This is a genomic window from Solibacillus sp. FSL R7-0668, assembly GCF_038006205.1.
In the GTDB taxonomy this organism is placed as follows: domain Bacteria; phylum Bacillota; class Bacilli; order Bacillales_A; family Planococcaceae; genus Solibacillus.
Window position 1 is genome coordinate 1,728,224 of record NZ_JBBOUU010000001.1, and the last position, 16,836, is coordinate 1,745,059.

General features: G+C 38.4%; 13 protein-coding genes. 10 read left to right on the forward strand and 3 right to left on the reverse strand.

Annotated features, from left to right (window positions below):
* The first annotated feature begins 117 nt into the window (after positions 1–117).
* From rnz to MKX47_RS08410, 3 genes are all read left to right on the forward strand, one after another.
* The gene (rnz, locus tag MKX47_RS08400; RefSeq protein ID WP_340772949.1) at positions 118–1,056 is read left to right on the forward strand and encodes a ribonuclease Z; all 939 of its coding nucleotides are present in this window, start codon (positions 118–120) and stop codon (positions 1,054–1,056) included.
* A 250-nt stretch (positions 1,057–1,306) separates the two neighbouring features.
* Positions 1,307–2,533 carry an IS110 family transposase gene (locus MKX47_RS08405; protein WP_340770271.1) on the forward strand — a complete coding sequence of 409 codons (1,227 nt, stop codon included), beginning with the start codon at positions 1,307–1,309 and terminating at the stop codon, positions 2,531–2,533.
* A 301-nt stretch (positions 2,534–2,834) separates the two neighbouring features.
* Positions 2,835–4,613, forward strand: a complete 1,779-nt coding sequence (locus tag MKX47_RS08410) for an IS1182 family transposase (protein WP_340772850.1) — start codon at positions 2,835–2,837, stop codon at positions 4,611–4,613.
* 177 nt (positions 4,614–4,790) lie between these two features.
* Here the strand turns inward: MKX47_RS08410 and MKX47_RS08415 are convergent, their stop codons facing one another.
* Entirely contained in the window at positions 4,791–6,017 is a 1,227-nt protein-coding gene (locus MKX47_RS08415; protein ID WP_340770271.1) for an IS110 family transposase, read from the reverse strand.
* A gap of 464 nt (positions 6,018–6,481) precedes the next feature.
* Here MKX47_RS08415 and MKX47_RS08420 point away from each other — a divergent pair, with 464 nt between their 5' ends.
* Positions 6,482–8,470 carry a methyl-accepting chemotaxis protein gene (locus tag MKX47_RS08420; protein ID WP_340772951.1) on the forward strand — a complete coding sequence of 663 codons (1,989 nt, stop codon included), beginning with the start codon at positions 6,482–6,484 and terminating at the stop codon, positions 8,468–8,470.
* Positions 8,471–8,581: 111 nt separating this feature from the next.
* Entirely contained in the window at positions 8,582–8,812 is a 231-nt protein-coding gene (locus tag MKX47_RS08425) for an acyl-phosphate glycerol 3-phosphate acyltransferase (protein WP_340772953.1), read from the forward strand.
* Positions 8,813–8,857: 45 nt separating this feature from the next.
* Here MKX47_RS08425 and proC read toward each other — a convergent pair whose 3' ends face one another.
* On the reverse strand, positions 8,858–9,664 hold the full coding sequence (gene proC, locus MKX47_RS08430) for a pyrroline-5-carboxylate reductase (RefSeq protein ID WP_340772956.1): 807 nt from the start codon (positions 9,662–9,664) through the stop codon (positions 8,858–8,860).
* Between the two features lie 391 nt (positions 9,665–10,055).
* Here proC and MKX47_RS08435 point away from each other — a divergent pair, with 391 nt between their 5' ends.
* Positions 10,056–10,997, forward strand: a complete 942-nt coding sequence (locus MKX47_RS08435) for an MBL fold metallo-hydrolase (RefSeq protein WP_340772958.1) — start codon at positions 10,056–10,058, stop codon at positions 10,995–10,997.
* A 40-nt stretch (positions 10,998–11,037) separates the two neighbouring features.
* Here MKX47_RS08435 and hmpA read toward each other — a convergent pair whose 3' ends face one another.
* On the reverse strand, positions 11,038–12,210 hold the full coding sequence (gene hmpA, locus MKX47_RS08440; protein WP_445683576.1) for an NO-inducible flavohemoprotein: 1,173 nt from the start codon (positions 12,208–12,210) through the stop codon (positions 11,038–11,040).
* Between the two features lie 199 nt (positions 12,211–12,409).
* Here hmpA and MKX47_RS08445 point away from each other — a divergent pair, with 199 nt between their 5' ends.
* The 4 genes from MKX47_RS08445 to argH all read left to right on the forward strand — a co-directional run bounded on the left by MKX47_RS08445 (position 12,410) and on the right by argH (position 16,760).
* Positions 12,410–12,853 (forward strand): RrF2 family transcriptional regulator, encoded by a 444-nt coding sequence (locus MKX47_RS08445; RefSeq protein WP_340772963.1) that lies wholly within the window; start codon positions 12,410–12,412, stop codon positions 12,851–12,853.
* A 69-nt stretch (positions 12,854–12,922) separates the two neighbouring features.
* Positions 12,923–13,669: an SDR family NAD(P)-dependent oxidoreductase gene (locus tag MKX47_RS08450; protein WP_340772967.1), complete on the forward strand. Its 747-nt coding sequence runs from the start codon at positions 12,923–12,925 to the stop codon at positions 13,667–13,669.
* Positions 13,670–14,084: 415 nt separating this feature from the next.
* Positions 14,085–15,302: an argininosuccinate synthase gene (locus MKX47_RS08455; protein WP_340772970.1), complete on the forward strand. Its 1,218-nt coding sequence runs from the start codon at positions 14,085–14,087 to the stop codon at positions 15,300–15,302.
* An 84-nt stretch (positions 15,303–15,386) separates the two neighbouring features.
* On the forward strand, positions 15,387–16,760 hold the full coding sequence (argH, locus tag MKX47_RS08460) for an argininosuccinate lyase (protein WP_340772973.1): 1,374 nt from the start codon (positions 15,387–15,389) through the stop codon (positions 16,758–16,760).
* Positions 16,761–16,836 lie beyond the last annotated feature (76 nt).

Sequence of the window (16,836 nt, forward strand, 5' to 3'; positions counted from 1 at the left end):
TTAGAGCTAATGCGGTTCATCCGTATTAGCTTTTTTTCGTAGCCACATTTATAATAAGAAGAAAGAATCGCTCCATTCAGGAGGCACAATACATATTCTCGTGATTGGAGGAAGTCAATGCAATTACATTTTTTGGGTACTGGTGCAGGGATGCCATCAAAGGACCGCAATACAAGTGCATTAGCAGTAAAGTTATTAGAAGAACGTGGCTCTATTTGGCTGTTTGATTGTGGTGAGGCTACACAGCACCAAATTTTACATACAACGATAAAACCACGAAAGATTGACAAAATTTTCATTACGCATCTTCATGGCGACCATATTTTTGGCTTACCCGGCTTTTTAAGTTCCCGCTCTTTTTTAGGTGGCGATGAATTGCTAACAATATATGGGCCAAAAGGGTTGCAACAATGGGTTGAGCTAACGTTGAAGTTATCCAAGACACATGTCACGTATCCGATTACATTTGTAGAAGTAGAAGAAGGGATTGTTTTTGAGGATTCCCAATTTATCGTTCATGCAATGCCGCTTGAACATGTGATTGAATGCTTCGGTTATCGTATCGAACAAAAACCATTACCGGGTGAACTACTAATCGACAAGGCCATTCAGCTCGGAGTGCCTAAAGGACCGTTATTAGGAAAGCTAAAGGCTGGCGATGATGTTATATTAGATGATGGATCAGTAGTCCTGAGTCAACAGGTTACGAGTGAACAAAAGCAAGGATTTACCTTGACCATTCTAGGGGATACGAAGTTTTGTCGTAATGCGATTACATTAGCAACGAACGCAGATATTGTTGTGCATGAAGCGACTTTTGACCATGCAACGATTGAGCTTGCGGCAAAGTACGGTCATGCAACAAATACCGAAGCGGCAAAAGTAGCGCAAATGGCAAATGCTAACTATTTAATCTTGAATCATATTAGTGCTCGCTTCTTAGCAAATGATTTAATTCCATTTTTAAAGCAAGCGCAGGAGCAATTCCCCCATACATTTATTGCTAATGATCAATCGCAATATGAATGGCGCCAACATCAATTACATGAGCTTTAACCAATAAAAACATACTAACATTAGTAGTACAAACCAAGGCCATGGTTTGTGCTACTATTTTTTATAGTAGAAGTGAAGGAAAGCCGAACAGCCCCTGGGATCATATCAGAATCCGTATTAAAAACCGGCTAACTTCACACCCTTATGTGAATCAGTTTAGTATGTTGGGTCCAAGAGATCGTGTATAAGAAAATGGAATCGATAAGGCAATGTGAAGACTTCTATGATTGGCTAAAAAGGAGAAATCTTAATGAAACATGTTGTGGCGTTAGATGTAAGTAAAGGAAAAAGTACCGTTGCGATTTATGATCAATATCGACAATGCGAGTTTGAAGGTGAACTCAATCATTCACGTATTGACTTTGAAAAATTGCATGAACAAATGAAGGAAATTAAAGTGCGAGATGGACAAGCTCCTGAAATTGTTTTCGAAGCAACAGGTGTTTACTCAAAACCAGTGGAAACATTTTTAATTGATTATGGCTATACATATTGTCGGATGAATCCACTTGAAGCGAACCTACAAATGGCTTCAATGCGCCGAAATAAAACAGATATTAGTGACGCGCATGAGCTAGCGAAAACCCATTTTAAAATGGAACGTGAGCCAACTTATGTACAAGATGATTATTATGAACAGATGCGTGGACTTACACGTTATTATGACGAGATGGATGAGGAAATCACATTATTAAAAAGCAGAATGCATGCGCTTTTACACCTTAGTTTTCCAGAGCTTGAACAATTGATCACACCACGTTCAGCGCTCTTTTTAAACATTGTTCAGTTGTATCCTCATCCAACTTTTTTATTAGCACATTCAAAAATGGTGATTAAAAATCGGTTAAAGGCCAATACACGAAAAAATTTGTCATTAGCACGTGCTGAGGAAAAAGCTGTGCTATTACTAGAGGCAGCTAGGAATAGTTATCCAGCGATTAAAGAGACCGATATTCGCTGCGATCAAATTCGTGATTACGCATCTCGTATATCCGATTTAGTGGAGAAAAAAGAATTACTTGTGAAACAAATGACGAAGATGTCGCAGGAACGTAATGAATATCAAGTGCTTCATTCAATTCCTGGTATTGGGGATACAACGGCCTGCCGAATCATTGGTGAACTAGGTGATATAAAACGCTTCAAAAACGCGAAACAATTGAATGCATATGTAGGGATTGATATTATGCGCTATCAGTCTGGTAACACACAGTATCGTGACCGCATTAATAAGCGGGGCAATAAAAAGTTGCGAAAAATCCTTTTCTTTATGATTCAGACAATGATTACATTACGAAAAAAGACAAGGAATCACCTTGTAGATTATTACGATAAATTAAAAACGCAACCTCAGAGGAAGCCTCACAAGGTCGCGATTATTGCTTGTATCAATAAGTTTCTGAAAATGGCTTTTCAGTTACTGACACAAAACATTCTGTACGATTATGAGTCCGCACTACCAGCTCAGAAATCGTAACTACAGTAAATTAACTATAGCATACAGACCTTTCGAAAAAAAGAACATTCGCTAGGTCTCTTTGGTATGCGCAATTTTTTTGTGAGGGTGGGGGTACCCCCACCCTCACAAAAAAATCTATCCAACATACAAATTATTTTCATAAAAACTATTGACTGGAGGTAAGAAGGGGCTGTCCCAAAAGTCATTGAAATGACTTTTGGTGGCAGCCCTATTTTAAATTTAAAAATAAGCACAAAAAAATCGTCCGTTATTGTAAAATGAAGTCACCACAACACCATTTACAGAGAGGACGATTTTTATGAGTAATCCTAAAACTACTAACCAAAATTATAACACTGAACAAACATCACTTCCACTCCAGCTTTCAGAAGAAACTACCGTTCCTAAAACAGGTCATTCCATTCCTACATTTATTCCTTATAACAATAAACAAGGGATTTCCCTTTTTGATATTCAAGACACGATTTCTACAAAACATATATCACGTGTAATTGACGAAATGATTGAACTGATAGATGACCAAGTCTTTTTCTCTCACTACAAAGGTGGCGGTCGTAGCTCTTTTCATCCAAAAATGATGACGAAAGTGATTCTCTACGGGTATTCACAAAAGGTGTACTCTTCTCGTGGGATTGAAAAATTGCTTCATGAGAATTTACCTGCAATGTGGTTGGCGGCAGGACAGAAACCAGACCATCGTACAATTAATCGTTTTCGTTCACATCAATTAAAAAATATGATGGATTCGCTATTTGAACAAATGATTCACCTTCTTATCGAACAAAACTATATTACAATGGAAAATTACTTTTTGGATGGCACAAAAATTGAAGCTGATGCCAATAAGTATTCTTTTGTATGGAAGAAATCGACTAAAAATTTTGAAGAGAAACTAAAAGAAAAGATTCGAGAAACCATTCTACATATTCAAGAAATAACAGAATCTGAATGCATACAATCTACTGTCGATAATTTGAAAGAAGACGCGACACCAGCACAATTAGAAACGATAGCGCAGGAATTAGAAGCACAAGTAAATGCCTTAACAGACGCAATTGAAGCTGAAGAAAATGTCACTGTACGTAAAGAAATCCGTTCACAGCGTAGTGTACTAAAGAAACCACTCAAATTAATTCGCGAAGATTTCCTCCCTCGCTTGGACAAATACAAAAAACAACATGAAATCTTTGGTGACCGTAATAGCTTTTCGAAAACAGATCATGACGCAACTTTTATGCGGATGAAAGATGATCACATGAAAAATGGGCAACTAAAAGCAGCTTACAATGTTCAAATGGCTACAGAAAATCAATTTATTTTATTTTACTCCATGCATCAACGTCCAACTGATACGCGCTGTTTTATTCCACACTTAGAGAAATTAGCAGCGTCTAGTTTGCCGATGCCGAAAACAGTCATAGCGGATGCTGGTTATGGAAGTGAAGAAAATTATCTTTATGCGATAGGTGACGAAATAGAACCTCGATTCGATTTTTTAATCCCATATGGCATGTATTTAAAAGAAAAATCACGTAGCTATAAAAAGAATATCAAGCATGCGAAAAATTGGGCTTACAACGAACAAGAAGATCATTTTATTTGTCCAAATGGGCAAAAAGTTACGTTTAAAAAATATCTAAATAAAAAAAATGCCTCAGGTTTTGAACAAAGTCTAAAAGTTTATGAATGTGAAGACTGTTCTGAATGTCCATTGAAGGCGCTCTGTACAAAAGCCAAAGGCAATCGCCAAGTACAATGGAATCCGATTTTTGAAGAAATGAAAGCAAAGGCAAAAGTAGCCCTTGAATGTGAAGAGAAATCACGAATCTACGCGCAACGTAAAATCGACGTAGAAAGTGTTTTTGGTCACATCAAGGGCAATCGGTCGTTCCGCAGATTTTTACTGCGGGGCATCGATAAGGTTTCCACAGAATTTGGGATAGTGGCATTGGCTCACAATCTCTTGAAAGTAGCGGGCATCCGCCAGCTACTTTCAAGAGATCTGGATAAAAACACAAAAACAGGTGTAGAAAAACGACTCGTTTTTCTACACCTGTTTATTTTAGGGACTTATTAGACAGCCCCTTTCTTACCTCCAGTCAATAGTTTTTATGAAAATAATTTGTATGTTGGATAGATTTTTTTGTGAGGGTGGGGGTACCCCCACCCTCACAAAAAAATTGCGCATACCAAAGAGACCTAGCGAATGTTCTTTTTTTCGAAAGGTCTGTATGCTATAGTTAATTTACTGTAGTTACGATTTCTGAGCTGGTAGTGCGGACTCATAATCGTACAGAATGTTTTGTGTCAGTAACTGAAAAGCCATTTTCAGAAACTTATTGATACAAGCAATAATCGCGACCTTGTGAGGCTTCCTCTGAGGTTGCGTTTTTAATTTATCGTAATAATCTACAAGGTGATTCCTTGTCTTTTTTCGTAATGTAATCATTGTCTGAATCATAAAGAAAAGGATTTTTCGCAACTTTTTATTGCCCCGCTTATTAATGCGGTCACGATACTGTGTGTTACCAGACTGATAGCGCATAATATCAATCCCTACATATGCATTCAATTGTTTCGCGTTTTTGAAGCGTTTTATATCACCTAGTTCACCAATGATTCGGCAGGCCGTTGTATCCCCAATACCAGGAATTGAATGAAGCACTTGATATTCATTACGTTCCTGCGACATCTTCGTCATTTGTTTCACAAGTAATTCTTTTTTCTCCACTAAATCGGATATACGAGATGCGTAATCACGAATTTGATCGCAGCGAATATCGGTCTCTTTAATCGCTGGATAACTATTCCTAGCTGCCTCTAGTAATAGCACAGCTTTTTCCTCAGCACGTGCTAATGACAAATTTTTTCGTGTATTGGCCTTTAACCGATTTTTAATCACCATTTTTGAATGTGCTAATAAAAAAGTTGGATGAGGATACAACTGAACAATGTTTAAAAAGAGCGCTGAACGTGGTGTGATCAATTGTTCAAGCTCTGGAAAACTAAGGTGTAAAAGCGCATGCATTCTGCTTTTTAATAATGTGATTTCCTCATCCATCTCGTCATAATAACGTGTAAGTCCACGCATCTGTTCATAATAATCATCTTGTACATAAGTTGGCTCACGTTCCATTTTAAAATGGGTTTTCGCTAGCTCATGCGCGTCACTAATATCTGTTTTATTTCGGCGCATTGAAGCCATTTGTAGGTTCGCTTCAAGTGGATTCATCCGACAATATGTATAGCCATAATCAATTAAAAATGTTTCCACTGGTTTTGAGTAAACACCTGTTGCTTCGAAAACAATTTCAGGAGCTTGTCCATCTCGCACTTTAATTTCCTTCATTTGTTCATGCAATTTTTCAAAGTCAATACGTGAATGATTGAGTTCACCTTCAAACTCGCATTGTCGATATTGATCATAAATCGCAACGGTACTTTTTCCTTTACTTACATCTAACGCCACAACATGTTTCATTAAGATTTCTCCTTTTTAGCCAATCATAGAAGTCTTCACATTGCCTTATCGATTCCATTTTCTTATACACGATCTCTTGGACCCAACATACTAAACTGATTCACATAAGGGTGTGAAGTTAGCCGGTTTTTAATACGGATTCTGATATGATCCCAGGGGCTGTTCGGCTTTCCTTCACTTCTACTATAAAAAATAGTAGCACAAACCATGGCCTTGGTTTGTACTACTAATGTTAGTATGTTTTTCTTTTATTGAAATGAAAAATTTGTTTATTTTAACTAATGTTGTTATATCATTTTATTCAATAATTATCCTTGAAAATGAGTTGATTTATACTGAATTTTTTGTGACAAATATCCCTGTTTTTGTGTGACTTATCGAAATAACTAATCGAAAAGGCTTAAATCAATCTTGGAAATAAAGTACAATTATAGTAATAAATATACTATATAGGGGAAATCAATATGTTGAAGTCAATGAAATGGAAAATGATGATACCGATTTTAATGGGTGTCGTACTGTTAATCGGGGGTTTTGCAGCTTATATATATCAAACGACGATGGATAGTATACATAAGCAAGGGGAGGCATTGGTAGAATCCGTTAAACTTGGGCTAGAAGGTGCCATTTTATCACGTGAAGTATCCGAAGAAATTATGGAAACAGAAATGATTGCACAATCGATATTAATTTCTTGGATTATCGAAAATGGGGGAACTCATGAGGATTTAAAGGTATTAGCAGAGCGTGGAGGAATGGACGAAATATGGAGCACGGATGCACAAGGAAATACAAAGCTAACCTCAATAGCACCTTCCGTTGATTTTAATTTTGGCTCAGATCCAAATGGACAAGCCTATGAGTATATGCAATTATTAAAAAACTCGGTAGACGCGATTACACAACCCGCCCAAATCCGTGATGTTGATGGAGAATTTTATAAATTTGTTGGGACAGGCTCTTGGAATCCAGCAAACCCTAAAATTATTCAAGTTGCACGAAATGGTCAGCGTCTTTTAGATTTAGAAGCCCAAATTGGGAAAGAATTTTATATGAATGAATTGCATAACTACTTGAATGATACGGTATTATACGCATCGGTTTTGACACAAAACGGTGATGTGTTAGCAAAAACAGAAGATGCAGAAGTCCACTTTGATTTAGCAGACTTTAATGGTGCAGATATGGCATCGCAATCGACCTCATATAAAGGGGAAAAGGCGATGAATTATCTTGTGCCTTTATCAGATGGCAATATTTTAGCAATTACCATTTCAAATAAAGTATTATCTTCTATTTTAATCGCAACGATTATTGCGGCGATTGTGGCTGTGGCAATTGTCATGGGGATTACAGACTTTACGATATCAAAACAAATTCGTCGGATTAAGAGTGTACGTGATTCTTTAGACGACATTAGTAAGGGGGAAGCAGATTTAACGAAGCGTATTGAATTACAATCGCGTGACGAAATTGGCCAGCTTGTGACAGCATCCAATGCCGTAATGGATAATTTTCAAAAGATTATGCTAGAGCTAAAGGAGCGTTCTGAAACTGTTCACAGCACTTCGACGCAAATTCAAAGCTATTCGTCCGCAACGTCGATGGCTTCACTAGAAATTCAATGTGAATCTGTAGGTGTATCAGATGATTCAAAAGTTCAATTACGAAATATTGAGGAAAGTTCCTTAGCAATGGATGAGCTAGCCCGCAGTATTCAGCATGTAACAGAGTCTATTATGGAAATTTCAAGCCACGCAAATATGACGGAGCAAAATGCCCTAGCCGGTTCTAATGTCATGAATGAGCTGATGAAGGAGCTACAGCATTTACATGAAGAAACTAAAACATCCGTTGAACGAACACAGCAATTAGTGAATTTATCCGATAAAATTGGCGAGTTTACAAATGTTATCACGGGAATTTCTGACCAGACGAATTTATTAGCATTAAATGCCTCGATTGAAGCAGCTCGTGCAGGTGAAGCTGGGAAGGGCTTTGCGGTGGTTGCGGAGGAAGTTCGAAAATTAGCTGAAGAATCCAAGGTGGCAGCAGATCGTATTGCCCATGTTGTGTCAAGCGTACAAGACGAAACCGAACATATCGTGACAGCGATTTCGACGACAGCCAATGTATTAGAAGAGGGACGGAAAATCGCTGATTTAGCCCATTCCTCATTTGGCGGCATTGTTGATGGTATTAAGCAAATAGCGGGTCAAGTGGATATTGTGTCAAGCTCCTCAGAGGAAATGGCCGCAAGTACAGAAGAAATCGCTGCTTCGTTTGATGATGTTGCACTATTATCCAAGCAAACTACCGGTCGTGTTGAAAATGTAGCGAACTTTGCGACCGAGCAAGTAAACGCGATGACGCAATTAAATCGCTCCGTAGAAACATTATTCGAGGTTTCAACTGAGCTACAAGAAATAACAGGACGCTATAAGCTATCATAAAACTTATCCTGATAGAGGTGCTTCTATATGGAAGTGCTTCTATTTTTCTGTTAGAAAATTATAGTAATATCGCGTAAATTTGCGTTATAATGAGTAAAAGGGGGATGGGGTATGCAACAACCAACGATTACACCAAAGCTTTTGCGATTACTGGTGATTTTTCCAAATGTGATGAGCTATATTTTATTATTTGGCGTAGTTATTTATATACGTACGAATTTAGAATTTTTAAAGGCTACAGAGAGCTTAACATTTTGGCTAGTAATTGCTGCATTGCTTGGTCCTATTTCAATTTATACTACATATAGCATTGTCAAACGCATTCGCAATGGCTCGTTATAAAAAGAAGGCTTCATTCACTAATACATGTGAGTGAAGCCTTCTTTTTTACTCTCCACGCGCTAATTCACGTGAACGATTTTCTGCACTACGAATGCAGTTGGCAATGGCATCTTTAAACGCCATCGCATCTAACGCTTTGATCCCCGCTTCAGTTGTACCACCTGGGCTCGTTACTTTTTTGCGTAATACTTCAGGTTCTTCATTGACCGATTTGAGCATTTCTGCTGAGCCTGCAATCGTTTGTACCATTAGTTCCCGGACAATTTCCTTGGTTAAGCCAAATTCTGTACCGACACGTTCGAAGGCTTCGATTAGATAATACAAGTAAGCAGGGCCACTGCCAGAGAGGGCGGTAACCGCATGTAATTTATCTTCCTCGACTTCAATAACAATGCCGACCGCCTCCAGCATTTGAATATAAAGCGCATGCTGTGCATCGTTGACAAGTTGATTAAAGGCAATTCCAGAGGCGGACATTCCAATTGTTGCAGATGTATTCGGCATAACACGGGCAATTGGACGCGCACCTAGATGATCCTCGATGGTCGCAATGCTTATGCCCGCTAAAACAGAAAGAACAGCAACGTCCGGCTCAATATATGGTCGAATGGCATCCATCGCAAGACGCGCATCTTTTGGTTTCATCGCCAAAATGATTAAATCTGCATCTAATAATTGTTCATAGCCTTCTAATTGCTGAACACCGTATTTAGATGCTAATTCTTGTAAACGCTGTTGATTCGAACGATTAGATATATAAATAGACTCAGATGTAATGACCTTATTTTCTACCCAACCATGAATTAGTGCTTCGGCAATGGAACCCGCACCGATAAAAACAATTTTTTGCATACTATTTCCTCCACTCTTTTTTCCAAAATAAAAAGCGCTCTCGTCCTAGATCAAGGACGAAAACGCTACAAGTTTCCGCGGTACCACCTAAATTCACACGTAAAGTGTGCTGCTTTAACCTTCTTATCGCGAAGGGGACGGTTATGTTGTCATAACAGCTCAAAAGGAGGTTCGATTATTATAGCGGGCTATGCCGATTTCAGCAAAGACGGCACTCTCTTGCAACCATAAAATAATGTACTTAGCTTTCTCATTGCTTGTAAATTTAGAATTATCAAAATTATAGTTATGTAATGAAAAACTGTCAAGGGATGACGTGACGAAACAAGAAAAAAGGTGTAGAATAAATGAATATTCATTCATTAGTGAGCAGTTCGAGGGGGATTATGAGATGGAAGTACACAAACTGGTTATTCCAACACCATATGCGGTGGGAGATGTAAATGCTTTTTTAGTAAAGGGAGATGCCCTAACGCTATTTGATGCAGGTCCAAAAACTGAAGAAGCATACGAAGCAATTAAGTGGGGGCTGCGCGGTGCAGGCTATGAAATGAAGGATGTCGAGCAAGTGGTTTTGACACATCACCACCCGGATCATGCAGGCTGGGTAGATGCCTTTGTTGGGGCAGAAATTTTAGGGCATCGCTATGTGGATTATTGGATGCGCAAAACACAAGAGTTTTTCTCCTATTACGACCGCTTTTTTACAAAGCATTTGCTTGAGCAGGGAGTGCCGGAAAAATATATTCCACGCATTTTAAAGGTAAAGGGCGAGGTAGAACTTTTTGGGTCAACCCCACTGACGCAATTTTTACAAGAAGGGGATGAAGTACCGGGACATCCGGGCTTAAAAGTCTATGAAACACTGGGCCATGCGCAAAGTCATTTAATTTTTATCGATGAAAATACGCGCGACTGTATTGGGGGCGATCTGTTATTAGAGCGGACATCGTCAAATCCATTAGTGGAGCCACCCGTAGACCTTACAATGGAGCGACCAAAATCATTACTTCAATATAATGCTTCATTAAAGAGATTACAAGAATTAGAAGTTTCAAAGGTTTATACGGGGCATGGCGGAGAGGTGACGAATATTGTTCCGTTAATTGATGAGCGCCTAGAAAAGCAAAAGCAACGCGCATTAAAGGTACGTGAAATGATTGAACAGCCGAAAACAAACTTTGAAGCAACGACGCAACTTTTTGAACGAATTTATCAGCAGCAGCTAGGGCTGACACTTTCAGAAACACTTGGTCAAATGGATTATTTAGTGGATGAAGGGTTAGCTGAAGTTGAACTTCGCGACGGTGTTTACTATTATAAAAAGGCATAAAAAAAGCGTGTTGAGCCCTCACTCAACACGTTTTTTTAAATTATTTTGCTGTTGGAATTTGTAATGCCATTGCAGCGCCAAAGAATTCGTAATGAATATTTTCAGAAGGGACATTTAATTCAACTAAGTTTGCAATAACTGCTTCCATGAAGGCGATTGGCCCACATACATACACTTCTGCGTCTTCTTCTAATAATGATGCAATTTGCTCTTTTGTTACATAGCCTTCTGTTTCACTAAATACAGCTGTGTAAGTTCCGCCTAAAGCATCCACCTTTTCTTCGATTGTTTCTGTGAATGCTGCCACATTGCGATTGCGAGCACATTGAAGGAATGAAGCTTTACGCCCTTCGATAGATTGTAGCATGCTTTGTAAAGGTGTTACACCAACACCACCAGCGATAAATAATACAGGGCGATTATTATCTGCTAATGTGAAGACACCAGCTGGGGCACTTAATTGTACTTTTGTGCCAACTTCCGAATCGTGTAAGTAATTTGAAACTACTCCGTTTGGTGTCGCATCGTTTTCACGTTTAACAGAAATGCGGAAATAATCTTCCGTTCCTTCTGTTACTGTGTATTGACGGTTCATTAAATATTCTTGTCCAGGTACTTGAACGCGAATCGAAATATATTGACCTGCAGAGAACTCCGGTAATTTCAAACCATCAGCTGCTTTTAAGTAGAATGATTTGACGATATCGCTTTCTTCCTCGATTTTTGCGATTTCGAAATCTTTGAATAAGCGCCATCCACCTTTATTTTCAGTAGCTTTGTATAAGTCTTCTTCTACAGAGATGAAGACTTCAGCGATTACACCATATGCTTGAGCCCAAGCATCGATAATTTCGTCCGTTGCAGCATCACCTAATACTTCTTTAATCGCACCTAATAAGTATTTACCAACAATTGGGTAGTGCTCTGGTAAAATACCTAAGCTTACGTGTTTGTGTGCAATTTGTACAACAGCTGGTACGATTGCTTCTAAGTTTTCAATGTGAACGGCAGCAGCGTAAACTGTGTTTGCTAAAGCTGTTTGTTGGCGATCTTTCTTTTGGTTCGTATGGTTAAAAATGTTTAGTAATTGTGGGTTATCAGTAAAAAGGTTTTTATAAAACGTTTTAGTAATCGCTAATCCGTGTACTTCTAATACAGGTACAGTAGCTTTGATTGTGTCAATTGTTTGTTTTGTTAACATAAGGAGTTCCACCCTTCTTTTTGTAAGAACCTATTGTGTGTTCTTTGTGATTACAATATACTGCTACGAAATCTTTAAAGCAATATGAAAAATACATCTTTAACAAAATTGTCACAAACCTATATTTAAAATACATCTTTAAAAATCAGTCAGAATTCTCGACCTATTGTGAGAAAATGTTATACTAATATGTAGAAAGTTGGTGAAAACCGTGCGCTTAACCGTATATACAGACTATTCTTTACGTACGCTCTTATATTTAGGGGTGCGTGGTCAGGACCATTTAGCAACGATTCAAGAGATAGCAGACGCCTATCAAATTTCAAAAAACCATTTAATGAAAGTTACGTATGATTTAGGGCAACACGGATATATCGAAACGATTCGAGGTCGTGGCGGTGGGATTCGCTTAGCTATGGACCCTAAAGATATTAATATTGGCGAGGTTGTGCGTAAAACCGAGGAAGACTTCCATATTGTTGAATGCTTCAATCCAGAAAGTAATTTATGTAAAATTTCGGCGGAATGTCAACTGAAATTTGCACTTAATCAAGCATTAAAGGCATACTTTGCTGTCTTAGATTCTTATACATTAGCGGATGTATTGGCTTCAAAAGACGCATTAACTGAATTATTTGGGATCACAAGAAACTAGAGCATGTAGATGTATCTAGTTTTTGTTTTGTAGATGAAAAAAATAACGGATAAGTACGAGAGGTATATTATGAAGAAAACGATATTTATTTCAGGTGCAACAAGTGGCATTGGACGAAAAATGACCGAAATGCTGATTGAACAAGGCCATACCGTATATGCAACGGGAAGAAATGAAGTGGCAATAAAGGCATTAAAGCAATTAGGGGCGATTGCGATTAAGGGAGATATGCGCAGCCGTGACGATATTGATCGCATTACAGCACAGCTTCCACTATTAGATGTAGCAATTATTAATGCGGGACTCGGTTATTTTGAAAATGCCTATGATCTCACTGACGATGAAGTGGATCAAATGCTCGAGGTCAATGTACGTGCACCGATTTATTTGGTAAAGCGTATTGCACCGACTATGATACAAAAGCAAAATGGTCACTTTATTTTTATCGGTTCACAGGCGGGGAAGGTGGCAACGAAAAAGGCAAGTGTCTATGCGGCAAGTAAGCATGCGATTACTGGCTTTGTAAATGGGCTACGTTTGGAGCTTGCTGAACACAAAATTGCGGTAACGGGTATATACCCAGGACCGATTGATACACCCTTTATTCAAAAGGCAGATGCGACAAATGCTTATCGAAATGCGATTCAAAAATTTCTAATTTCACCCGAAAAGGTTGCTGCAGAAGTAGTACGAGCGATTGAAAAACGTCCACGTGAGGTAAATCTACCTCGAATTATGGGCCTCTCAAGTAAACTGTATGCCGTTGCACCATCCGTAGTAGAATTTGTAGGTAAAGGATTTTTCAATAAAAAATAACTACCAACTTTTAGAAAACTATTCGTTTCGATGTATATATAATAGAAAAACTAAAAAGTATTTAAACTACACGAGCCTGCATGTAAATGAATAAATCTCTAGAAACCTTCCATTATCATAGTTATGTTGATGGGAGGCTTTCTTTTGGAATAGAGTGCTTTCATTTAGCATGAAAGCTATTAATAAAATATACAATATTTTTGTATGAAGATAATTAGCATTATTCAACAAATAATAGCAAAAGTTAGTGTAAACGAGTGAAGATTAAATGGTAAGCTATATTTGTTTTTCGAACCCTCTAAAAAGTCTAAAATTTTATAAAAATACAGTTGCGTTTATGATTATTACATGATACTATCTTTGTATAAACTTTTATTAAATTGTATAAACATACATCATTTTGGAGGCAATTATCATGGCAAACAAGAAAGTCGTATTAGCATATTCAGGTGGTCTAGATACATCAGTAGCAATTCCTTGGTTAAAGGAGCAAGGTTGGGACGTAATCGCAGTATGTCTTGACGTAGGTGAAGGAAAAGATTTAGAGTTCATTAAAAACAAAGCGCTTCAAGTAGGTGCTATTGAATCATATATGATTGATGCAAAAGATGAGTTCGCTGAGGACTATGCATTAATCTCATTACAAGGTCACACTTGGTACGAGCAAAAGTACCCATTAGTATCTGCATTATCTCGTCCGTTAATTTCGAAAAAATTAGTTGAAATCGCAACAGAAACAAATGCCGATGCTGTAGCTCACGGCTGTACAGGTAAAGGGAATGACCAAGTACGTTTCGAAGTTTCGATTAAAGCATTAAACCCAGATTTAGAGGTGTTAGCTCCTGTACGTGAGTGGGGCTGGAGCCGTGATGAAGAAATCGAATATGCACAAAAGCATGGTGTGCCAATTCCTGCAACACTTGACTCACCATTCTCAATTGACCAAAACTTATGGGGTCGTGCAAACGAAGCGGGTGTAATGGAAGACCCTTGGGTAGCACCACCAGAAGAAGCTTATGGATTAACAGTTGCACTTGAAAATACACCAGATACTGCGGAAATCGTAGAAATCGAATTCGTAGCGGGTAAACCAGTAGCATTAAATGGTCAAGAAATGAAGCTAGCGGATTTAATTCAAGAATTAAACAAGGTAGCAGGTGCACACGGTATTGGCCGTATTGACCACGTAGAAAACCGTTTAGTTGGGATTAAATCTCGTGAAGTATACGAAATTCCTGGCGCAAAAGTATTATTAACAGCGCATAAAGAATTAGAGGATATTACATTAGTAAAAGAACTGGCTCATTTTAAGCCAATTATCGAGCATAAATTATCTGAAATCATTTATAACGGTCTTTGGTTCAACCCAATCCGTACTGCTTTAGAAGCATTCTTAAAAGAAACTCAAAAGTATGTAAATGGTACAGTGCGTGTGAAACTTTATAAAGGTCACGCAATCGTGGAAGGACGTAAATCTGATAACTCTTTATATTCTGAGGAATTAGCAACTTACTCTAAACACGATCAGTTCAACCATGCTTCAGCTGTAGGCTTCATCGAGTTATGGGGTATGCCAACAGTGGTTGCTTCAGAAGTAGCAAAAAATACAAAATTACCATCTGAAATTAAATAAAGTAATACAAGAGAGCGATTCGGAGCCCGAGTCGCTTCTTCTTTTAACTGAAAATAGGATAAGAGCTGTTAGGAGAGAACAACTATGGCAAAATTATGGGGCGGACGTTTCCAAAAGTCAGCAGAGGCATGGGTCGATGAATTCGGCGCATCGATCGGCTTTGACCAACAATTAGTATTAGAAGATATCGAAGGTTCAGTAGCACACGTGACAATGCTTGGTGCACAAAGCATTTTACCAGCAGAGGACGTTGCGAAAATTTTAGAAGGCTTAGCACAATTAAAGGTGAAGGCTGAAGCTGGCGAGCTTGAATTTACAGTAGCCAATGAGGATATTCACTTAAACTTAGAAAAAATGTTAATCGATTTAATCGGACCAGTTGGAGGTAAATTACATACAGGCCGTTCACGTAATGACCAAGTAGCAACAGATATGCATTTGTTCTTAAAAAAACGTGTGCCTGAAGTAGTCGGGTTAATCGAAAACTTCCAAAATACCATTATTACGCAAGCAGAGCAACATATTGAGACAATTGCACCAGGCTATACCCATTTACAGCGTGCGCAGCCAATTAGTTTTGCGCATCATTTAATGGTGTATTTCTGGCAATTACAGCGCGATAAAGAGCGTTTTAATGAGTCGATGAAGCGTGTGGATATTTTACCATTAGGTGCTGGGGCGATGGCTGGGACAACTTTCCCGATTGATCGTTTAAAATCAGCAGAGCTTCTTGGTTTTGCAGATGTCTATGCCAATTCAATGGACGCGGTAAGTGACCGTGATTTTATCGTTGAATTTTTATCAAATTCGGCATTATTAATGACCCATTTATCTCGTTTTGCTGAGGAAATTATTCTTTGGTCTACAGATGAATTTAAATTTATCGAGCTGGACGATGCCTTTTCTACAGGTTCATCGATCATGCCACAAAAGAAAAATCCAGATATGGCCGAGTTAATTCGTGGGAAAGCAGGACGTGCATTCGGTAATTTAGTAGGCTTACTAACGGTATTAAAAGGGACACCACTTACGTATAACAAAGACATGCAAGAAGATAAGGAAGGCATGTTTGATACGATGGAAACCGTACTGGGCTCATTAAAAATCTTTGAAGGTATGGTGCGCACAATGACGATCAACAAACCTCGTCTGCATAGCGCGGTGCATTCAGACTTCTCAAATGCGACGGAATTAGCCGATTATCTAGCAACAAAAGGGATGCCATTCCGTGAAGCACATGAAGTAACAGGGAAGTTAGTATTTACATGTATTCAACAGGGGATTTACTTATTAGATTTACCTTTAGAAGAAATGCAAAAAGAATCAGTACTTATTGAAGAAGACATCTATGCCGTTTTAGCACCAGAAGCTGCGGTTAGTCGTCGAAATTCTTTAGGTGGAACGGGCTTTGAGCAAGTGAAAATTCAAATTGAAAAAGCAAAAAGTTTATTAGTGTAATGACCTGAGGTGTTCAACGGCTTTGTTGAGCATCTTTTTTATTTTCCTATTTTTGGACTTAAGAGTATAATAGGAA